The sequence below is a fragment of the Acinetobacter sp. YH12070 genome, assembly GCF_013419625.1.
Lineage (GTDB): Bacteria > Pseudomonadota > Gammaproteobacteria > Pseudomonadales > Moraxellaceae > Acinetobacter > Acinetobacter amyesii.
On record NZ_VOZT01000017.1, the window covers coordinates 1 to 21,473 of the forward strand.

At 38.1% G+C, this 21,473-nt stretch carries 15 protein-coding genes, 1 tRNA gene and 2 pseudogenes; 8 read left to right on the forward strand and 10 right to left on the reverse strand.

Translation table 11 applies throughout. The annotated features are described in order from the left end of the window. Nucleotides 1–118 precede the first annotated feature (118 nt). A pseudogene (locus FTU17_RS06825) lies at nt 119–601 on the forward strand (IS3-like element ISAba22 family transposase); the annotation flags it as partial. 101 nt (nt 602–702) lie between these two features. Here the strand turns inward: FTU17_RS06825 and FTU17_RS06830 are convergent. The 8 genes and pseudogenes from FTU17_RS06830 to FTU17_RS06865 form a co-directional block, all read right to left on the reverse strand. Beyond that, entirely contained in the window at nt 703–1,266 is a 564-nt protein-coding gene (locus tag FTU17_RS06830; RefSeq protein WP_180124184.1) for an SMI1/KNR4 family protein, read from the reverse strand. Continuing rightward, entirely contained in the window at nt 1,238–1,756 is a 519-nt protein-coding gene (locus FTU17_RS06835) for an SMI1/KNR4 family protein (protein WP_168378010.1), read from the reverse strand. Before FTU17_RS06835 ends, FTU17_RS06830 begins: the two co-directional genes overlap by 29 nt. A 16-nt stretch (nt 1,757–1,772) precedes the next feature. Next, a pseudogene (locus FTU17_RS06840) lies at nt 1,773–2,570 on the reverse strand (RHS repeat domain-containing protein); the annotation flags it as partial. A 25-nt stretch (nt 2,571–2,595) separates the two neighbouring features. Further along, nucleotides 2,596–3,102 carry a hypothetical protein gene (locus tag FTU17_RS06845; RefSeq protein WP_180007377.1) on the reverse strand — a complete coding sequence of 169 codons (507 nt, stop codon included), beginning with the start codon at nt 3,100–3,102 and terminating at the stop codon, nt 2,596–2,598. Between the two features lie 10 nt (nt 3,103–3,112). Beyond that, entirely contained in the window at nt 3,113–7,975 is a 4,863-nt protein-coding gene (locus FTU17_RS06850; RefSeq protein WP_180134973.1) for an RHS repeat-associated core domain-containing protein, read from the reverse strand. A gap of 15 nt (nt 7,976–7,990) precedes the next feature. Further along, nucleotides 7,991–11,164: a type VI secretion system Vgr family protein gene (locus FTU17_RS06855; protein ID WP_180134974.1), complete on the reverse strand. Its 3,174-nt coding sequence runs from the start codon at nt 11,162–11,164 to the stop codon at nt 7,991–7,993. A gap of 292 nt (nt 11,165–11,456) precedes the next feature. Beyond that, nucleotides 11,457–12,683, reverse strand: a complete 1,227-nt coding sequence (locus tag FTU17_RS06860) for an integrase arm-type DNA-binding domain-containing protein (protein WP_180005991.1) — start codon at nt 12,681–12,683, stop codon at nt 11,457–11,459. Nucleotides 12,684–12,845: 162 nt separating this feature from the next. Continuing rightward, nucleotides 12,846–12,921: transfer RNA gene (locus FTU17_RS06865), tRNA-Arg, on the reverse strand. 179 nt (nt 12,922–13,100) lie between these two features. On the opposite strand from FTU17_RS06865, the gene FTU17_RS06870 reads away from it, so the two are divergent. The 7 genes from FTU17_RS06870 to FTU17_RS06900 all read left to right on the forward strand — a co-directional run bounded on the left by FTU17_RS06870 (nt 13,101) and on the right by FTU17_RS06900 (nt 19,593). Further along, on the forward strand, nt 13,101–14,036 hold the full coding sequence (locus tag FTU17_RS06870; protein ID WP_180124188.1) for an ABC transporter ATP-binding protein: 936 nt from the start codon (nt 13,101–13,103) through the stop codon (nt 14,034–14,036). After that, nucleotides 14,033–14,806 (forward strand): ABC transporter permease, encoded by a 774-nt coding sequence (locus FTU17_RS06875; RefSeq protein ID WP_180124189.1) that lies wholly within the window; start codon nt 14,033–14,035, stop codon nt 14,804–14,806. The genes FTU17_RS06870 and FTU17_RS06875 overlap by 4 nt, the downstream gene beginning before the upstream one ends. After that, nucleotides 14,806–15,624, forward strand: coding sequence for an NADPH-dependent 7-cyano-7-deazaguanine reductase QueF (gene queF / locus FTU17_RS06880; protein ID WP_180054993.1), 819 nt, complete (start codon nt 14,806–14,808; stop codon nt 15,622–15,624). The genes FTU17_RS06875 and queF overlap by 1 nt, the downstream gene beginning before the upstream one ends. 17 nt (nt 15,625–15,641) lie before the next feature. Beyond that, nucleotides 15,642–16,292: a hypothetical protein gene (locus tag FTU17_RS06885; RefSeq protein WP_078190308.1), complete on the forward strand. Its 651-nt coding sequence runs from the start codon at nt 15,642–15,644 to the stop codon at nt 16,290–16,292. Between the two features lie 790 nt (nt 16,293–17,082). Beyond that, on the forward strand, nt 17,083–18,084 hold the full coding sequence (gene mltB, locus FTU17_RS06890; RefSeq protein ID WP_180003226.1) for a lytic murein transglycosylase B: 1,002 nt from the start codon (nt 17,083–17,085) through the stop codon (nt 18,082–18,084). A gap of 286 nt (nt 18,085–18,370) precedes the next feature. Next, on the forward strand, nt 18,371–18,985 hold the full coding sequence (locus FTU17_RS06895) for a septal ring lytic transglycosylase RlpA family protein (protein WP_078190310.1): 615 nt from the start codon (nt 18,371–18,373) through the stop codon (nt 18,983–18,985). 152 nt (nt 18,986–19,137) lie between these two features. Then, the gene (locus tag FTU17_RS06900) at nt 19,138–19,593 is read left to right on the forward strand and encodes a DUF962 domain-containing protein (RefSeq protein ID WP_180063405.1); all 456 of its coding nucleotides are present in this window, start codon (nt 19,138–19,140) and stop codon (nt 19,591–19,593) included. 253 nt (nt 19,594–19,846) lie between these two features. On the opposite strand, the gene FTU17_RS06905 is transcribed toward FTU17_RS06900, so the two are convergent. Together FTU17_RS06905 and tsf are read right to left on the reverse strand one after the other, a co-directional pair. Beyond that, nucleotides 19,847–20,356, reverse strand: coding sequence for a DUF3465 domain-containing protein (locus tag FTU17_RS06905; protein WP_168378020.1), 510 nt, complete (start codon nt 20,354–20,356; stop codon nt 19,847–19,849). Nucleotides 20,357–20,530: 174 nt separating this feature from the next. Continuing rightward, nucleotides 20,531–21,406: a translation elongation factor Ts gene (gene tsf / locus FTU17_RS06910; protein WP_078190313.1), complete on the reverse strand. Its 876-nt coding sequence runs from the start codon at nt 21,404–21,406 to the stop codon at nt 20,531–20,533. Nucleotides 21,407–21,473 lie beyond the last annotated feature (67 nt).

A 21,473-nucleotide genomic window follows, 5' to 3' on the forward strand; every position in this document is an offset into this window, starting at 1 on the left:
TGTACACAGTGCACTGGGTTATGTATCGCCTTTTGAGTTTGAAGCAATGTACTATGATAAGATTAACCCGTTAGGTCAGGTGGCCTAACTTAAATAAAAAAGTCTCCGACAAACCCGGTACGGTTCAGATATTACGTACATATGGACTGTTGAAGGATGGCTGTATTTAGCAGCGGTAAAAGACCTTTACACGAAGCAAGTGGTTGGCTATAGCTTAAATGAGCGCATGACAACACAGCTTGTTTGTAATGCGCTAAATATGGCTATTCACAATCAAAAACCAACCAAAGAACTGATTGTGCATTCAGACAGAGGAAGTCAATATTGCAGCCATGAATATCGAAATATACTTGAGCAATATGGTTTTCAAGGTTCAATGAGCAAGCGCGGAGACTGTTACGATAATGCACCGATTGAAAGCTTTTGGGGAATACTGAAAAATGAGTTAGTGCATCATTACAACTATCAAACCAGAGAAGAAGCCAAAGCAGATATTATAAAATACATTGAGTTATTTTATAATCATCGAAGAATTCAAAAGGGTTTGGGTTTTAAGACACCAAATCAAATGGCCGAAGACTTTTATAAGTTGGCTGCCTAGAATCTCCCAAGGGAAAGTCTCCTGATAATTCAGCGTATATCACTCTTTAAATCTCCCAAGGGAAAGTCTCCTGATAATTCAGCGTATATCAATTTATCAAATCAGTCATGCAATTTATCTAAAAAATCATCAAATGAAGATGCTATTTTTTTTAAAGAGTTTTCTTTATCATGAAAATATATATAAACACCACCATAATCATTAGAATCATCATCAACATTTAACATAATAAAATCACCATTTACAGTATACGCAATAGCATAATAGTATTTAGGGAATGATATTAGTTCTCCACTATTATTATGTTTTAATGTATATGAGACTACTTTTGAATTTAATGTAAAAAAGTTTTGTATTACTCGATTATTTTTTGGAGAAGTATCAAATGTATCTTTTGAGGGGCTACCACCATTTGTTGTTAGTAAAAATTTTTTGTATTCAATTGGAAAGTTAATACCAGACTCTCCCTCAAATTGATTGAGCATAACATCATTAACTTCTGAGGGTTTCTTATATTCTTCCAATAGCATTTTTTTTAATCTTTTATCATAATTAATTCCAATTAATGACAATGATTGAAGCTGTTGTTCACTTTTTGAAATTTTTTCAAATTTAATATTTTTATAAATCATTAGCTTAAAAGTATTTAAATGGATATAATTCATATAATCCTTTTTTTATTGAATTTATTTGATTAATGAATTTTTTTTGATTTTCATGAGATATATTTTCTTCTCGGTCCAATTCGTTTTCTAGCTCTCTAAATAAAAAAGCCATTTTCACAAAATCGGTAAAATCAATATTAAGTTTTTGAAATTGACTTATATCCGCATAGTCTCCTTGATTGTGATCATAGAACGATATCCCTCCTTTAACTTTATCAATAAACCACTCATCACCTTGACCTGTACGACCAATCATCCAAAAATTTTCACTAATAAAAGGGTTGATTTCCTCAACATATTTATTTTCTTTAATTGCTTCTTCATATCCAAATATTATTATATCCGGTATAAATTCTGTAGTTTGAAATTCACTTAAAAAATTTAAATAAAAATCGTCATTTACAGTTATTTTATTAATTTTTTTTAACGCGCTTTTACGTTGAATAAAAATTTCTTTTATTTCATCAATTTCAAATACTTTATCGAACATTTACAACTCCTTATAATTAACTACAGCAACACAAATTGGCACCTTTAACGGCTGTGGCATTATGCTTACTAATTCTTTCCTTTCTAGCTAGTCCTCTCAAAGTCTGTTCAAGCATCTTTTTAGACTCTGCTTTACTCAAATTCATAGCTTCTACTTGATTCAATATTCCTCCCCATGTTTTATTCCAATTTTGCCCTGTCCTAGACCCATTAGTATGTATCCCTGGAGTTTTAGTGTGTTTCTCTTTTGGCAAATTATAGTAATACTGTGGATTGTTTACATCAATACCGGCTAACTCTTTGAATTTTTCGGCATATTCCTCTGGGAAACCGTGATGAATATCAGAATTTGTATGTTTGCATCCTACATAATTCTTCCAATTTCTTTGTAAAGTTCTAGTGGGTGTTTTAGCCAATCCTAAAGCATCTGTCCATTGTATTGGATTGGGAGCATAGGCATAAATATTATACCCACCACTTAGTCCTATAGGATCTTTACTTACAAACCTTCCCACACAAGGTGAGTAATAACGGTTGTAATGCAATCCTGTTTCTTGGTCGAAATACTGCCCTTGAAAATGAATATTATTTGAAATGATTTCACTATTTTCAAAGAAGTTTGATTTCACTTTCTCTGCTTTACATTCACCCCAAGCTTTATACTCAGCTTTCCAAATGACCGAACCTGTATGGTCAGTCATTTCTTGCGGTGTACCTAAGTGGTCAAAGTGATAGAACCAGACATCATCAAAACCTTTGCTTTGTTTTGTGGTTTTCCACAATGGATCACGATGTACACTATCGGGTTTATCTGATCAACCAGCGGCTTGAATGAAATTATCATTTAAAATCTAAAAACTGCATTTCTAACTTATTTTCTTCTACTAATTTTACAAATTTTTCAGTAACCATATAAATGTATGGTTTAGATTTATCTTTTAAGATAAAAGTTGAATCTATGTTCTTAGTTTCTATTATTTTTTCATCATCATCTAATATATTCACAGTATTTTTGATATATAACGCATAAATATCTGACTCAGTATTATTAACTAAACATCTAAAGAAATCACATTCTGAAGCTAATTCATCTTTCAACTTTTCATAAAAATTTTTCGAAAATAATAAAATACCTGAAGCAGAATAATAAAAGTCAGTATTTAGTATTTCATCTAAATTACCTTCAAAGTCATTATCATATGTCATATTGATTCTAGGATTCTTTAGAAATCCTGTGCTACTATCATTAAACTTAAAATAGTCAACAACTTTGTCTTGATTTCCTTTTAAGTAAAAAGAAAAATCTCGATCTACATGTTCGGATGGATAAATTGTGTAAAAATTCATAATTTTAGTCCTATTTCTTTTTCAAAGGTAATGCGCAAGTATAAATACCATTTTTCGTCCCTGCTCTCAATTCTCTTTGTAAATTTAACACTTCACTTTGATATTTTCTATAATCCCAATTTTGCCCACGGGATCTTGCTTGTATTGCATCCAGTTTTCTTTCAACTTTTCTATTATATTCTGCATGCTCTGAAGTCCAACCTCGATGTAAACCAAGCTTTTCATTTTTATCAATTCCTTCACATACAGGCATGTACATAAGGTTAGACGATCCATTAATATTCATTCCTGATTTAGCAAAAATTTCATGGTCTTTCAAAGAATAAGGGATAATATGTTGGCGCTGATATCCTTGTTTTGTTGGCATGTGCTTATCGCCTGGCATGCGATTTTGTTTTCCTCTCGTACCATAAAGACCGTAAGGATCAACCCATCCATTAGGATCTGATACATAAACAAAAGTATTAAACCCACCTAACAACCCAATCGGATCTTTACTTACATATCTCCCCACATAAGGCGAGTAATAGCGATAACGGTTGTAGTGAAGTCCTGTTTCTAAATCGAAATACTGACCTTGGAAACGAATGTTATTACTAATGATTTCTGAATTTTCAAAGAAATTTGATTTAGCCTTCTCAGTCTTACACTCCCCCCACGCCTTATATTCAGCTTTCCAAATGATTGCACCTGTATGGTCACTCATTTCTTGTGGTGTGCCTAAGTGATCACAATGATAGAACCATACATCATCAAAGCCTTTGCTCTGTTTTGTGGTTTTCCACAGAGGGTCTTTGTAGACACTATACTGCTGATCTGTCCAATCAGGAGTTTGGTGTAATTCTATCGGACTTGAATACACCGCTTGTAGCATCGGCACAAAGCTATCTTTTTCATAGATATAGTGTTTCGTGGCTTGTTCCGTTGACTCATAAGCCAGTGTGTCACCATCCCACCCATAGATGATGTTATGTTCATCCCCCGTATGATGGTGCTTACTACGTTTTTGAATACGGCGACCTAATGCATCATAACGATACTCTGCAGTATATTGGCTGTTTCGGCTTTTGATCATTCGCCCATACACATCCCACTCAAGGTTTAAATCACCTTGCGTAGATTTTTGTCGAATGAGTTGCCCGTATGCATCATATTGGTATTGTTGGTCGAGATATTCTTTCACCACGTTATTGACTAGACGGTTGTAGCCAAAGCCTTTTTCTTCTGCTTGTTGTTGGTGGCTTTGAGCTTTGTCATCATTGTAACGATCTATGATGTTACTAGCAGGGTCAAAGTTAAAGGTCTCTTTACCCAGTTTACTGCTTGCTTCAAGTAAACGTCCTACAGGATCGTATTTGTAGGCAATGTTGCCACGACGGGTATCTTTGATGGCTGTCAGTTCACCCGTTTTGTCGTATTGATACAGCCGTTGTACCAATTGACGGGTCTGTTGCAGTGCATTGTTCTGTCTTTTGTTTTTTTCTCTGTACTGGCTTTGGTAGCCATTGTCATGTTCATTGAGCATGATTTGGCTGTGTAAGCGTCCCGCAAGATCAAATTGTTGTTCTTGGCTGATTCCATTCGCGTAGTGTCGTACAACTTCACGGTGTAGGTCATCTCGTTCAAAGCTGACTAAATCTTGTCCATTGACAATCAGGCTTTGTACGTGACCTGTACCGTAGGTGAGCCAATCAATATTTTGTCCGTCAGGGCGGATGGTTTTGATTCGGTCATTGATTTCATCGTAGCTGTGTTTCCATACCGCTGTTGTGTTGCTCTTATAATCCTGTTGGTGTTCTTTGATCACATTACCCGCAGCATCGTAGAACCATTGTAGGTTACTTTCTGCATTCTTGGCATGCAGAATACGTCCCATGTAATCGTAAGCAAATTCTTCAGTCTGTTTCTCTTCTAGTTCTAAGCCATAGTGCCCATAGCCTGCGGTACGTTGTTCCAAACGTCCCATACTGTCAAAGATGAATTGTTGAATTCGGTCTTTCGGTGCTGCACGGTCTTTTAAATCTTGTCCATAAGCTGACGCAACCTCGATACTTGTGGTGAGTCGACCATTTAACTCATCATAATGATAAATTGTTTCTTTGCCATCGAAATCGATTTCCTTAATTAAACGACCGCCAGCATCGTAAACAAATTCGTAACTTGCGCCATTTTCATTCGTCAATCGTTTTAGACGTCCTAAACGATCCCATTGATATTTTAACGTATGGTTTAATGCATCGATGCGTTTGGTTATTAAACCTGCTGCATCGTATTCATAGCGTGTCTGCTGTTGCTTAGCATCAACGTGAGCAAGTAACCGTCCTTCAGCATCATGGACAAAATGTTCTTCAGTCCCATCAGCATGTTTGATTTTTTCAAGCTGACCAAAGGCATTTAAAGGTAAGCCTTTGATGATTGACTCACGCTTCTCAGCACTAAATTCTGTATAGAAATATTCGACTTTTTGTTTTAGCGCATTTTCTACGGATTTAACACGCCCACGTTCATCGTATTGCCATTTGGTTTTTTTGCCTGAACAATCGGTATAACTGAGTAAATTGCCCTGATCATCGTATTTCAGGGCTTTAGAGCCACCTTTGGCATCTGTAATTGAAGTGACCAATCCCATGCCATTGTAGGCATAAGCAGTTTCATGTTTCAGCGGATCAATTTCTTTTATTAAATTTCCTGAACCGTCGTACTCTTTAAACCAACGACCTTGTTCAGCATCGACCATTCCAATGAGGTTGTCTTTGTCATCGTATTCAAAATAACTGGTAGCGCCATCAGCTTGGGTTGTCGTTAAAACATTACCGCGTTCATCATACGAGTATGTTGTTTCACTTCCATCTGTGGCTACATGAGAGGTAATGTTTTTAGCATCATCCCTAAAGAACCATTCTTGTAAATTATCAGGATAAATAATACGGTAGGTATAACCAGTGATACCGTAATAATGTTCAGTAATATTTCCCTCAACATCCGTTACTGAGGTGACACGTACATTTTCGTCCCACTCCAGTTTTCGAGCTGAACTATAATCATCTGCCCATTCTTCAATCGCTTTTGAGCTTGGTAATTTCCCATCCCATTTCAGATTCATACCACGTTGGGTTAAATCGGTATAACGAGTTAGAAGATGATGCTGATAAGTATATTGGTATGATGCGCCAAATTCATTGGTTGCTTGAATCAAATCGCGTTGATCATTATAAACATAGGCGGAAAGTTGTCGTTTAAGTTGTCCATCTTCGACTAACCATACCGCTTCTACCAAGCCATATTGATTTAATTGTAATGCTAGATGTGCTAAAACTTTTTGGTCTTGTTTAAAAATGATGTCTGACAAATAACTTTGATCGTCAAATACATGGTCATAGCGTAATCCGACACTAAATCCATTTTGTCGCTCTATTGATGTAAGTCGATATTCATTGTTATATTTTTGATAATAACGTGATTCATTTGAACCAAAAGTAATTGCCCGAATTTCATTAGAGACGACCGTGTAAGTAAATGTCTCTACCTCATCATAAAAACTTTGCCCAACCTTTAATTCTTTCAACTTGATTGGACGTCCATCTACACCAATGTATTCCCATCCCTTTAAAACCGTATTCTCTTTAGGGTTCTTTTCATTATATTGGGTACAAGGCACAATTTTACTGCTAAATGGTGTAGTCCAACGTGTGCCAAAAATTGAATCATCGTATTGATATAAGTTAGAAACGTAAGAACGCATCAACATTTCAGGAATTAAAGAATGAATCTGAGCATCGGCATGCGTTAAAAATTCTGTACCCATTGCGAAGGTGATAGATTTTGCAGTACTGCCATTACAGTTCTTACATTGATTGGCATTATTTGTTGCCTGATGTTCATTTCTTGATTTTTCTAATTTAGCGTTATTTTTATCATTCTTTGCTTGTGTGGTCTGTGTTGCTTTGACTTGGGCTGACTTATTATTCTTTCTGAAACGTCCTGCACTTACTCTTAGGACTTCAAATAACCAGCCTATCGTTTGCGGTTCTGCTTTATTACCAAGCTTTCTGATTTTTTGATTGGCGGTTACGCCAACTTTACCAATTGTTGCACCTACATTTAAAACAGGTTGTTTTAAATTTTGGGGAACCAACATTGAAACTACTTTTGCATTATTATTTACATTGGATTTAAATAATGCTTTACCCCAATTTTCTGTCATATATACAAGGTTTTTTCCTGCACGAGTCAGGTCTCCGCTTTGCAAACCTTTTGCAATACCTACCGCCTGTTGCTGTGCTCGCGTTAGATTAGAACCTGCGTTGGTAAATACTTTACCTTGTGTTACAACGCGAGTAATACCACCATTAATTTCAGTGGTAGCTCCTTGTATGGTATCCCCACATTTCCCTAAAATTGTATTAAGTTGTGTCAATCCTGTTTTACAAAACTTCTCAATATTTCCTGCAACTTGATCATTAAGATGTTTACCAATGACTGTGATAACAGCTTCAGTTAGTGCAGATTTGCCAACTCTTTTAACTTCCTGGCGGACTAAGAATAAAGCTGGTCGAGCTGAAGTACGAATAGCTGTTGTACCAGGAACAGGAGCAACACCAATTAAATCAATACCCACGGTTGTCCAATCAAAGACATCCGCCTTTTGATAGCCCTTATCATAAATATGAAGAATGTCAGTCACCACATCAATTGCAGCCATGACATTGCCAATAATTGGAACTGTACCCAATACATTACTAACAAGGTCTAATCCCACAAGTTGATGGGTATGATCTTTTAACCACTTATCAATTTTTTGCTTAGAATTATTAATATCTGCAATTGCAACTTCATTAAGTGGTTTTACGACTTCTGTTTTAGCTTGAGCCATTCTATTTATTCTCTATCAATTTTTATCAAAAGGGCTTTTTAAATACTGAGGTAAGTTATTTTGAGCAATACCACTTATACTCGTCAGGTTTGACCCACTAGTTTGTGAAGCGATAAAGCCTCCCCCCATATTTGCCATCAAACCACCTTTTGATTGCGTAATCGGCAATAAACTTGAAATTGTTTCTGAAACTAGCCCTTGAGCTTGGCTATTGATCATCGGAAGCAGCGTTTTTGCACCATCTGATTTAATTTTTTTAGCTAATTCAATATTTTTCATCAAACTTTTAGGATCTTTGAGTTGCTTAGCAAAATCACCTAAAGCAGATTGTGCTTTTCTACTTACACTTTCTAAAATCGAAGCTGTTTCTGCTAAATCAGGATCATTTTTATTTGGCCACTCAACTTCACGTTTAAAATCACTCGCTACATCCCAAGGATCACGTTTATCATCTTCAAAGTTAATTTTAACTGCACCAGCAGCCAATCCAGATACACGGGCAAAACCTTTGTCATCAAGTTTACCCTTAACCACTTTACCTAAAGTATCTGTAACTGTGTATTCACCAGCTTTGACGAACTCGCCATGTGTATAGTCATGAATCAATTCTAAGATACCCTGAGCACGTTTCGGCGGTGGAGGTAAACTAGATTTAGCACTAACACTCGCCCCACCTTGGAATACATGCTGCCCAGCCTTAACTTCAAACTTCCCACCTGTTTTCTGAAATATCCCTGAACCATTTAAAGTGATTTGAGAAGATCCACCTGTGATCTGAACTTCTTTCGGACTGCTAATCACCACTTTGTCATCTGTCGAAGAAATGGTAATTCCCATTTTAGCCAATACATTCAAAGCATCCGACTGCGCTTGTATTTCAACTTTACTTTGTGCAGCTACAGCTTTGATCCCACCTTGCGCAGCAAATAAGCTGAGCTTATTTTGTGCTTGTGCTATCCAGTTCTTTTGCGTACTGAAGTTGATACTATCGCCTGCAATCTGGTTGATCTGTGCACCCGCAGAAAGATGAATATCTTCAGGTGTGCTCAATGCAATACCATCAGGTGAACTGAGTAAAAGTACCGCTTTTTTAAATTTTGCGATCTTTTGTTCAAGCTGTTCAGCAAATTCTTTCAGTTGTTCAACTGATTCGATTTCATCGGTTTTTTGGTTTTTGGCAATGTCACTTAAAGCCTTGCTGTTGGTCTGACTGCCTTCCAGTTGTTTCTTGGCAATTTCAGCATCGAGATGTTCACCTTTGGCTTGGTCTTGTTTATAGGTACTTACCAGTAAACCTTGCCCTGCACGGATTGCACCCCATTGATCCGTACGCAGTTCAAAACCTTCACCACGATCTTCGCTTTCAGCTTTGTCTTTAGGATGACTCAACTTACCTAAGTTAAGTTGTGTTGCACCGTGACTGCTTTGCAGTTGGGTGCTGATTTGTCCTGTAGTGTCATCAAAGCGTAGTTGCCCAAAGCCTTCACCTTTGACTTCTTTAGAACGAATACCTGCCAGTTTTTTGGTATCAGGTAGTTTTCCTTTGCTATCGAATTTGGTTGGACTACGTTGTGCTTCGTGAATACGTCCGATGACAAAAGGGCGGTCAATATTGCCATCAAAGAAGTCGATGACAACAATCTCATTCACACGAGGTAGGAATCTTGCTCCATAGCCTTCACCTGCCCATGGCGTCAGTACATCGACCCAAGCGGAATCGGTGTCATTGTCGTTTGAGCCCGCACCACCATCATGAGTATTATCTTCATTTCGGGTGAATAGGAATCGAACTTTGATGCGTCCCCATTCATCGACATGAATTTCTTCTCCACTTAAACCCACCACTTTGGCACGCATGGGATGTGCTGTTGGTCTTTGGGTGAGAGGATTATACTCAGGAACGGTGGCAATATTACGTCGTTGCAATACGAGGTTGTTAGCTTGACGTTCATCTTGGTTATTGGTTTGAATATCAACTTGTTGCCAATTACTTTGTTTAAGCAAGGCTGTGACTTGATCGGTTAAGTCTTTGGGAAGATTATTCTGATTATAAAATGACTTAGCAGTAATTAGGAATTCTTTATCCGCGCCATCATGTTCATCAATTTCTGGGTGTTCATTGAATTCAAACCAGTAACCTACCTGTGCATCACGCACGGTTGAGGTTGCAGTAAATTGTTTGGCTTGTGAGTCGTAGTAGTTACTCAGGTTTTCATTAAACTTTTCAATCTGACTATTGCCTGATTTGGTTGCACCATCTTCACCTTTGAGGTCTTGTATCCATGCAGGGGAAAAGTGCCATGCCTGTTCTAAGCCAAGGCTTACATTGTCTTGGTTTTCACTATGGCTGTGTTTGCTTTGTACTGAGCCTGCGCCTTCTTCGGTTTCGAGTGCATCAGCTTGCCAGCGTTGGATGTGAACCGCAGTCGGTTGAATACTACGCTGTCCAATAAAATTGGTGATCGAATCAGTTTGTTCTACTGCCGAGCTTCTATGGAAGCGAATATTACGTCGATCCAAAGCTTTGTACTGGGCATTATCATCAATCAAACGGAGTTTTTGGGGTTGAATTTGTTCACTTGAACTGGAGACTTTCAGTTGTGCTTCATCAATTAACCAGTTAATACCTTCAGATGCGAGAAGCCGTTGAATAAAGTCTATATCCCGTTCATTCATCTGCATGATGAATGGACGAATATCGTAGTCTTTAGTGAGTCCACTTTTATACAATGTCAGACTTGAAGCAAATAATGGACTTTTTTGTTGCCACTCAGAGAAGATGGTTTGCACTACGTCAACCACAGATTTATTCATGAACACGCGTGAGTTTCGACGGTGTTTCCAGAGTGCTGTTGGGTCCTCTACGGTTAAGCGATAAATCGTGAGCGATCCATCACTTGCACCAATATCGGCTTTGGTCACAATACCAGAAATACGATTGAGTTCGGATTTGTCGTTGACAATATCAATTGCTGTTTGTGCACCAATGAACTGCTTTAAAGGTATATTCGCTGAGGTCGAAAGGCAGATGAGTTGTAAATGAATACCCTTATTTAATTCATGCGTGCCTTCAATACGCTGAAGGAAGACTTGGTCGTTGAGCGTGCCGTTACTCAACTGTACGTGTATTGCACGTTTTTGTGCGGTAAGTCCAAGTTGCTCTAATTCAGCATAAATATTATTGGGCATTCTATTTAGTTTTTGTAGGTTTAATCTGTGGCCAATTTTACTAAATTCGGTCTTGTTTAGTCTATATTGATTTATATTTAAGCGACACTTTGTGTCTCTTTTTGTTGCAGGCCTTAGTCTAAATTATCTTTAACACTTTTATTTCATTAAGGGGGGACACCGAATAATCTCATTAAGTTCTAAAAATAATAATGAAGGACAAATGTCTTATTCCAAAAGCATTGATCCACTCCAATTTGGAGGTGGCGTCAACTTAACTGAAACTACAATTCGCTAATATGTATTAAATTAACTACTCTACATTTTTATACATTAATTGATCCAAATAATCAGACCATGCTTGCATCATGCCTTTGCGCTCTTCCAAATACTTTGTACGGTTGTATGCCCTTCCGTGCATATCCCTAACCTGATGAGCAAGCTGCTGCTCTATACGCTCAATAGGAAATTTTAAAACTTCATCTAACAAAGTTCGGGCAGTTGCTCGGAATCCATGCCCTGTCGTTTCTCCATTTTCAAAGCCATATTGTTTCAAGCGCTTGTTAATAGTCGATTCACTGATAGTTTTGCTTTTATCCCGCATAGATACGAAACAATATTCTGTATGTCCCGTGATGTAATTCAATTCTTGGAACAGCTTCAAGACTTGATCAGACAAAGGAACAATATGTTGTAGGGCTGTCTGATTTTTGGTCTTAGGCGGTGTATAACTCCATGTTCTATTTTTAAAATCGATATCTGCCCATTTTGCTGCACGTAATTCTCCAGGACGCACAAATACATGGGGTAAGATTTTGACTGCATAATCAATAGCAATATCCCCACGACCTGCATGTGTATTAATATTCTTTAATAGTTGTCCTAGCTTTTGCTCATCAGTAATAGCCGCTCGATGCTTAGTTTTACCCACCTTCAAAATACCGCTAATTTGGTCAGCAACGTTAAATTGACATAAGCCCAAAGCAATCGCATACCGAAACACCTGAGATGCTTTACTTCTCATTCGCTTCGCTGAGTCAGTCTTACCTTGTCTTTCATAAAGACGGCATACTTCCAAAATTTGAGTGGCTGTTATCGAATCAATGGGGAACTCACCAATAGCAACATAAAGCTTATCCCATATAAACTGATTCCGACGTTGTGTACTTGGTTCCAGCTCTTCAGTCTTACGGTATTCATCTGCTACTGATCTAAAACTATTATTTCGACATTGGGACTGTTTATCTTGCTTTTGAATTGCTGGGTCAATATTCTGCGCAAGCAGTTCTCTAAACTCACTTCGTTTTGCGCGAGCTCTCGCCAATGTACAACTTGGATAAATACCTATAGCTATAGTGGCTCTTTTCTTAGAGATTGGGCGAATATAATCAAAACGCCAATATGCCCCACCTTTTCTATCTAACAATAGATAAAGGCCACCACCATCTGAAAGCTTAATATTCTTTTCAAATGATTTCTTTTGCATTGATATTGCAGACTTAATTTTTGAGTCAGTCAGACTGATAACTAATCTAGGCATTTTTACGGTATATTTTTGTCAGAAATGGAATGTACCGTAAAAAATACCGTAAAAGATTACGGTATCCTAAAACGCCCTCGGACATTATCGGACAATAAGTAGATATAAGTTATTAATTTTTAATAATATTAGGATTAATTCGGATGTGATCAAACAAAGAAATGGTGCGCTCAGCGGGACTCGAACCCACGCCACAGGCTTCGGAGACCTGTACTCTATCCAGTTGAGCTATGAGCGCGCGCTGCACATCATAACAAAAAATTGCTGAAGGTAAAGCAACTATATATAAGTTACGTATTTTTATGCTTATGCTTTAAACAATGTTCCAAACTTGCAACATAGAATTCCATGTAACTTACTTGGTTTATTGGCTCAGATCGCTCACAATAGTGACTCTATTCCTCAAGTGAGAATTTCATGACTGATGCATTGACGTTAAGGGACGTGTCAAAGACCTATCGAAATGGTTTCCAAGCACTAAAAGGAATTAATTTGACCGTTTCTGAAGGCGAGTTTTATGCCCTACTTGGACCCAATGGTGCAGGTAAATCTACAACCATTAGCATCATCAGTTCTCTCACCAAAAAAACGGCAGGTACAGTAGAAATTTTTGGGCACAATTTGGATACACATCCATCTCAAGCCAAGCAATGCTTAGGGGTTGTGCCGCAAGAATTTAACTTTGGTCAGTTTGAAAAGACCTTTGACATTTTGGTCACACAAGCAGGCTATTACGGTATTCCTAAAAAAGTTGCCGAACAACGTGCCGAAGAATATTTAGAAAAACTGGGTTTGTGGGATAAACGTGCCACTCAAGCGCGTATGCTGTCTGGCGGTATGAAGCGTCGTTTAATGATTGCACGTGCCATGATGCACGAACCTAAACTACTGATTTTAGATGAGCCGACTGCTGGTGTTGACATTGAGCTACGCCGTTCGATGTGGGATTTCCTCACAGAAATGAACGAAAAAGGTACGTCTATTATTTTAACGACACATTATTTAGAAGAAGCAGAAATGTTGTGTCGTCGAATCGCAATTATTGACCGTGGTGTAATTAAAGAAGACACCAGCATGAAAGGTTTCCTCAGTCAGTTAAATGAAGAAACCTTTATTTTCGATTTAGCCGAACCCATTGAACCGATCCATATTGAAATTATTGGTGTTCGTTTCAACTTAGTTGACCCCGTCACTTTAGAGGTCACTATGGATAAAGCCCATACCTTAAATGATCTATTCCAACTCATGGAATCTCAAGGTATTCAGGTTCGTAGTATGCGTAATAAATCTAACCGACTAGAAGAACTGTTTGTCCGTATGGTCGAAAAAAATCTTGAAGGTGCAGCACAATGAATTTTAACCAACTGTGTATTGCCCTCTACACCTTAGTTTATAAAGAAATTCGCCGTTTCATGCGTATTTGGCCGCAAACCCTTCTCCCACCGGCGATCACCATGAGTTTGTACTTTGTGATTTTCGGTAATTTAGTCGGTTCACGCATTGGGCAAATGGGTGGTTTTAGCTATATGCAGTTCATCGTGCCCGGCTTAATTATGATGGCGGTCATTACCAACAGCTATGCCAATGTGTCATCGAGTTTCTTTAGTGCAAAATTTCAAAAAAGCATCGAAGAATTAATCATGAGCCCGGTGCCGTTACACATGGTGCTTTGGGGTTATGTGATCGGTGGCGTTTGCCGTGGTGTTTTAGTCGGCTTTATTGTTACTGCCATGAGCCTATTTTTTACTGAATTACACCTGACCAATATCTTCGTAACTATATATACCGTTTTAATTACTTCGCTACTGTTTTCTCTTGGCGGATTTATTAATGCTGTTTATGCAAAATCTTTTGACGACATTTCGATTATCCCGACTTTCGTCCTGACTCCGCTGACTTATTTAGGCGGTGTTTTCTATGCCATCTCATCATTGAGTCCTTTTTGGCAAAATCTCTCTTTAATCAACCCTGTCATGTATATGGTCAATGCTTTCCGCTACGGTATTTTGGGCCATAGCGATGTGAATGTCGGCATTTCACTGACAGTTATTACTGCATGTTGCGTTGTACTATATGGCGTGGCGTATCATTTACTTTCTCGTGGTTCAGGAATGCGTGAATAATGAGTGTAGAACAATCCCTTTTAGGTAAAGACACCAACTACCCTACAGAATATCAACCCGATATTCTGTTTCCGATTGCACGTGCCACTGCACGTGAACAATATGCCCATGTGGAAGGCATCCGCCAAGGTAAAGACTGGTGGCATGTTTTTGAAATTTCTTGGTTAAATGCTTCAGGTGTGCCTCAAGTCGCTATTGGCCGTTTAACTTTGCCTGCAAGTACAGACAATCTGATCGAATCGAAATCTTTAAAGCTCTACTTTAATAGTATGAACTTTACCAAATTTGATTCTCAGGCAGCGTTTAAAGCAACCGTTGAAAAAGACTTATCGGCAGCAGCCAATGCTGCTGTGACTATTGATCTTTTTCATGTTGATGATGTTGAAATTTCAAAACCACAAGGCATCTGTATTGATGACTTAGAACCCTCCCAGTTAGAAAATCATCCAAATGCAGATTTACTCTCGTTAGATGAAGATGCAGCGCAAGATGAAGTTGAAATTCAACTTTATTCACATTTATTAAGAAGTAACTGTCCAGTCACGGGTCAACCTGATTGGGGAACGGTATTTATAAGGTATAAAGGCACTAAGCCTTGTTATCGTAGTATTCTGGCTTATATTATTTCTTACCGTCAGCATAATGGTTTCCACGAACAATGTGTGGAGCAAATGTTTGCCGATATTTGGCAACATTTAAAACCAAGTCAGCTGATGGTATATGCTGCCTATACACGCCGTGGTGGATTGGATATCAACCCTTGTCGTGTATCGGATTTAACATGGATGCCTCGCCCCATTCGATTGGCGCGACAATAAAAAAATTGAGGTTAGTGATGCCATTTTTTGGTTTTATTCCTTCTGAGGAACTTCTAAGCAGTATCCAAACTGGTCACGCGAAAAAAAATTCGAGTGAACCACTTTATCCTTTACGTGATAAAACAGCTTTGCTGATTAATGAAGAAATCATTGGTGCAACTATATTAGCTCCTGTTCATCTGTTTCCTGCAAGCGACAAGCGCGACACAGCAGAAAAACTGGCTGGCTATGTCAAATCAACAGTCGCTGTATTGTTAAAGCAGCTACTGGGTAAATCTCCGAATGATGTGGTGAAACAATCCATTGAATTTTCAGAACGAAGTTTATTTCAGGACACAGTCGGCGCTCATCGTGTAGGTCTGAGCTTAGATGCTGGACTGGTCACTAACCTTAAAAACAGTTATGCCGAAATTAAATCAGGTGTAGATGTCAATAAAGCTGCTTTTGGTGAGCTGTATAAACAGTTTGCTGAAGCTGCAGTACGTCATTTTATGAATGACTTTAATAAAACACTCGATTTAGGCATGATTAAACGTAAAGCAGCCGATATCGGTTCTTCTGCCGTGATTAAAGCAATTCATATCGCGATTGATAAGATTTTCCCAAATCTAACCAAAGAAGAGCTAGGTGCCCTTGCAGAAGCACATGATGCGATGTTTAACAAGTAAATCGCGCTATTCGTCAAAACCTAGCTTCGGCTAGGTTTTTTTTTATGGCTAAACTCATAAAATCGAATCTCAAAATAATGACTATATATAGTCATACAAATTCAGTTCTAGGATTTGAAACGATCCCTATTACAAGGCAGTATATTTATATGTACAATTTTGAAAAATACACACAGAAAAGAAAGAACCTGATTACAGATCAAATTTTAATGTTTGCCGTCATTTTGGCTTAAATTTCAATGCGTCCATTTTAAAATCCAATCTCTTTCTTTTTTATCATTCAGTCTATATTTCTACTTTATATAGCAACCTTTTCAAGTGCTTTGAAGCGTTAACGAAAACACCAATGAGGTGAATAAACCACCACCTTCACATGGGTCTTTTTAGACCTGTACTTTTCTAATCCTGCCTCTTAGTTTTTAGATCACACACTGCAACATTCGTAGCTACATAAACAGCATTTAGTAACGCTATAAAAGTTTATTCGTTCTGCGTTTTTATGACGCATGAGTTTTAGAGTCATCTTATTTCAAATGATTTGTGAATTTTTGCAAGTTATGTAAATGAATATGTCACTTTTCAATATGTTAACTGCGAAAAAACCCCTTGCTTTGTCTTTTTTTGTATATCTATTTATGAAAGCATGCACTGTCAGTGGTATCTTAGTTGCTATTGGTAACCTTTACCTTTAATGAGCTATGAAACCAGAAGGTCATCACAATTTTCAGGATCTTTGCCCCTCGAAATTTTGTTCATACTCATCGCTAAAGCAACTGGAAATTTTTTATTTATGCTAAATCGAAATTTTTATAAAAAACTAACACATATTGCCATTATGGCCGGTTCACTTTCACTGACTAGTTTTTGTCAGGCCAACGACTTCCAATCTCATCCGGCATATGCGAGCTTTAAACAAAATGCAATGCAAACCTATGGTCTGAGTGAAAATCAAATTGATTGGGCAATGCAAGGTAGTAAAAACCTACCCAACATTATTAGCATTATGAATAGACCTGGCGAATCAAAGCCTTGGTACCAATACAAAACCAACTTTTTAGCTGAAAGTACAATTCAACGCGGTGTTCGCTTCAAAAATCAGTATGCCGACACTTTAAATCGTGCAGAACAACAATTTGGTGTGCCTCAATCCGTGATTTTAGGCATTTTGGGTGTTGAAACAGGCTACGGCAGCAATAAAGGTAATTTTATCACCCGTGATGCTTTGGCGACCCTTGGTTTTGGCTATGAACGCCGTGCGCAATATTTCCAAGATGAACTTGCTGCACTGATTGCTTGGTCATATAAAGATGGTGTTCCAACCAACTCTGTCGTCGGTTCATATGCTGGTGCTGTGGGTTATCCTCAATTTATGCCAAGTAACATTCCAAAATTTGGTGTGGACTACGATGGCAATGGTCATGTTGACCTGCGTAATTCGGCTGTCGATGCCATTGGTTCAATTGCAAATTATCTAGCAAATTATGGTTGGCAGCGTAATCAACCGATTGCTTTTGCTGCTCGCTATAGTGGAAACAACCCAGATGCTATTATTGCAAAGGATTTAAACCAGCCAACACCCTATGGTGTACTCAAGGCTCAAGGTGTAACCCCTATGAATCCATTGGTAAAAATCGATGATCTCGATTTGGTCAATGTCATCCAATTGCAAGATAGTTATGGACCAATTTATTACATCACTTATCCAAATTTTCAGGTCATTACAACCTATAACAAAAGCCGTATGTATGCGACTGCGCTATGGCTTTTAGGCACTGAAGTTACCAGTCGATAAGACTGGTTTTTTAATATAGAGCAAAAAAGTCAACAAATATTTTCATCAAAATGAGTATTTATTCGGCATTTTAAACACCTTGTTACATTATTGATTATTTTTTAACCAACTATTGTTAATTTTTTAGACATTTTCAAAGTATTTTAATTAAACACTAGACAGCCTATCGATGGCATGAATATTATCCATCTCGTTAAATGTAGTTGCAAAAGTGAAATATCAGACGTGTTTACATGGATATCAGCGACTTAGTTGAACCAGTAAATATGCCATTGGGAGATAAACAATGCAGTCATCAATTATTAAATATGCCTTAGCGGTTGCCACGGCAGTTGCGCTAAGTCAGTCACAAGCTGAGATGGTTCAGTCGTCATCATTCAATCATGATAATGACAACTCGCGTCTTGCAGCTCGTGTATTGAATAAAGAAGCTCAAAGCTTCAATTCAAACTTTACGAATTTAAGTAGCCTTTCAATCACTGAGCGTTCTGGCGATAAAATTCGTCGTCAAACCATCGCTGCTAAAATCGAAATCCCTGAAGATGAGCCTTCAGTGATTGAAAAGTTAAACACTGTCGCTTCGAATACTGTTCGTAAGTTCACTCAAACAGGTACTGCTTCTTGGTATGGTCGTCAATTCCACGGTCGTAAAACAGCAAGCGGTGAAACGTTTGACATGAACGCACTTACAGCAGCACATCGTAGCCTGCCACTTAATTGTTTTATTCGTGTTACGAATCGCAATAATGGTAAAAGCGTCGTGGTAAAAGTAAATGACCGTGGTCCATTCCATGGCAACCGTGTTCTCGATTTATCTTATGGCGCTGCTAAGCAATTGGGTATTACCAGTGCCGGTACTGCAAATGTGAGCATTGAACGCGTAGACGGTCCAAATTCTTAATTCTCCAATGAAGTGACTGCATTTAACAGACCACGCCTAGCGTGGTTTTTTATTTGTAGCCTCTTAGCCTTTCTAATCTTCAGTAACCCTGATTTTGACCCTTCCCCCATTCTTGTTTATATTAGAGTCTTTCCCCATGATTAAGGACTATCATGAAAACAATCAACGAATGGTTTGATGAATACAGCGAAAGTCATCAAAATAAAACCAATAAAATGATTCACTGGATTTGCGTACCCACGATTTATTTTTCAATCGTTGGCATATTGGCACATTTTAGCGCGCTACTTACTGCTGTCTTACTTGCCTTAGCATTTATCTTTTACGCACGTTTAGACATTGTGCTTGCTGTTGCAATGGCCGCGTTAACGTTAATCATGGCATGGCTAATTTGGGTGTTACCAGTTGGATATGGCTTTTATATCACGCTCTTTGTATTCGCATGGATTGGTCAATTTTATGGCCATAAAATTGAAGGTAAAAAGCCCTCTTTTTTCAAAGATCTCCAATTCCTCCTCATTGGCCCTATTTGGTGTTTAGATACATTTGCAGGAAAAGTACTTGGTAATTGGAAAGCACGCCATAAATCGCAAATAAAGAGCATTTAAAGCATGATTAATTTCATAGATCTCTTTTTCACTTCTTCCACATCGGTTTTCTTCATATTCGATGCTTAAAACCCTATTGTTTATAGGTGTATTTATCTCTGGTATTTCCAATCATTTTTTCTATTTATACATCCAAAAAGCCAGTGTTTAAACACTGGCTTTTACTCAATATGGTTAATCCAATTTTATGTTGATAGCTTCATCTGAATCATGATCATTTAAATGACTAAAGTTAAAAATGACTACGTGATTTTTATTGATAGGTTTTACCTTGATGCTTTAACCAACCATCCTGATGACGTCCATTCGGATCGTGATGTGTCCAGTGCATCACACCTCCCTTATCTGAATATTCGTATTCACCGTAAAATTGAACTGTATCGCCTTTTTGCAAGTCGTCAATTCGTGGAGCAAGATCGATATTATGCGCGACCAAAAGCGTTTGACCATTATTTAAGGTCAAAATGAACTTTTGATGGCGACTACCTTCATTATCATCTCGTAGTACCGCTTTCACTTGACCTGCACCTTCAACCTGAACATTACTGAGTTTACTTTTAAATGCATGCGCAATGATATCTTCAGCACTCTGCCCTTTTTGTTGAGCATCTGCGGGTTGTACTGGTTCTATTTGTGGCTGTGAGTTTTGTTCAGCTGTCGTCTGAACTGGTGCAGTTTTTTGTTGTTGTAAATCGATTCCGAAATAAGCTGCTGCAAGCGCAACAATAATTCCGCCGATGGTTAAGTTTGTTTTGTTTGCCATAAGATAGTTTAAATCTAAATTTTCAACTCATTATAGTCATTAAAATTGATAAAAATAGAATCTGTGAACAACAATGTACACAATATAAAGTTTAAATAGCTTTGAAATCAGTAAAGCTACAGCCATAAAAAAAGCCCTCTAAAACGAGGGCTTTTTTCTACAAATAATCAGAGATTATTTTGCAGCAGCTTGAGCAGCAGCAACTTCTTCAGCGAAAGAAAGTTCAGCTTTTTTCTCAATACCTTCACCAACTTCGAAACGTACGAAGTTAGCAACAGTAGTACCAGTTGCTTTAAGAACTTCTGCAACTTTCTTATCGTTGTCGATAACGTACATTTGGTTCTCAAGAACAACTTCGTTCAAGTATTTCTGAACTGAACCAGTTACCATTTTTTCAACGATGTTTGCTGGTTTACCAGATTCAATTGCTTTCGCTTCAGCAATTTCTTTTTCTTTAGCGATAAGTTCAGCAGAAACGCCAGCTTCGTTTACAGCAACTGGGTTGAATGCAGCGATGTGCATAGCCAAACCTTTACCAGTTTCAGCATCACCAGCGTATGCAACTACAACACCGATTTTTAAACCGTGTTTGTAAACTGCAAGGTTGTCGCCTTCAACGATTTGAGCACGACGCACTTGGATGTTTTCACCGATTTTTTGAACAAGCGCGATACGAGCTTCTTCTACAGTAGCACCATCTTCAAGTTTCAATTCAGCAATTTGAGCAACGTCAGTTACACCAGCAGCAAGCGCAGCAGCAGCAACTTTAGCAGAGAAACCAGCAAAGTTTTCGTCTTTAGCAACGAAGTCAGTTTGACAGTTAACTTCTACAAGGATTGCTTTGTTGCCTTCTTGAGCGATAGTGATCGCGCCGTCAGCAGCAATGTTACCCGCTTTTTTAGCAGCTTTAGCTTGACCAGATTTACGAAGGTTGTCGATCGCTAATTCGATGTCACCGCCCGCTTCTGTTAATGCTTTTTTACATTCCATCATTGCAAGACCAGTACGATCGCGCAATTCTTTAACCATGCTTGCTGTAACTGCAGTCATGTTAATCTCCTAAATACGGTAGAAAATGAATTCTTTTTAGAACAGAAACGGCCCAGAGCTGTCTCTT

Bases quoted from the DNA above. Each gene is read 5' to 3' on its own strand.
- FTU17_RS06835 (WP_168378010.1), bottom strand. From the start codon at position 1,756: ATGTTCGATAAAGTATTTGAAATTGATGAAATAAAAGAAATTTTTATT.
- FTU17_RS06895 (WP_078190310.1), top strand. From the start codon at position 18,371: ATGCAGTCATCAATTATTAAATATGCCTTAGCGGTTGCCACGGCAGTT.
- FTU17_RS06860 (WP_180005991.1), bottom strand. From the start codon at position 12,683: ATGCCTAGATTAGTTATCAGTCTGACTGACTCAAAAATTAAGTCTGCA.
- queF (WP_180054993.1), top strand. From the start codon at position 14,806: ATGAGTGTAGAACAATCCCTTTTAGGTAAAGACACCAACTACCCTACA.
- FTU17_RS06830 (WP_180124184.1), bottom strand. From the start codon at position 1,266: ATGAATTATATCCATTTAAATACTTTTAAGCTAATGATTTATAAAAAT.
- FTU17_RS06845 (WP_180007377.1), bottom strand. From the start codon at position 3,102: ATGAATTTTTACACAATTTATCCATCCGAACATGTAGATCGAGATTTT.
- FTU17_RS06875 (WP_180124189.1), top strand. From the start codon at position 14,033: ATGAATTTTAACCAACTGTGTATTGCCCTCTACACCTTAGTTTATAAA.
- FTU17_RS06905 (WP_168378020.1), bottom strand. From the start codon at position 20,356: ATGGCAAACAAAACAAACTTAACCATCGGCGGAATTATTGTTGCGCTT.
- FTU17_RS06870 (WP_180124188.1), top strand. From the start codon at position 13,101: ATGACTGATGCATTGACGTTAAGGGACGTGTCAAAGACCTATCGAAAT.
- FTU17_RS06885 (WP_078190308.1), top strand. From the start codon at position 15,642: ATGCCATTTTTTGGTTTTATTCCTTCTGAGGAACTTCTAAGCAGTATC.
- FTU17_RS06900 (WP_180063405.1), top strand. From the start codon at position 19,138: ATGAAAACAATCAACGAATGGTTTGATGAATACAGCGAAAGTCATCAA.
- FTU17_RS06850 (WP_180134973.1), bottom strand. From the start codon at position 7,975: ATGGCTCAAGCTAAAACAGAAGTCGTAAAACCACTTAATGAAGTTGCA.
- FTU17_RS06855 (WP_180134974.1), bottom strand. From the start codon at position 11,164: ATGCCCAATAATATTTATGCTGAATTAGAGCAACTTGGACTTACCGCA.
- mltB (WP_180003226.1), top strand. From the start codon at position 17,083: ATGCTAAATCGAAATTTTTATAAAAAACTAACACATATTGCCATTATG.
- tsf (WP_078190313.1), bottom strand. From the start codon at position 21,406: ATGACTGCAGTTACAGCAAGCATGGTTAAAGAATTGCGCGATCGTACT.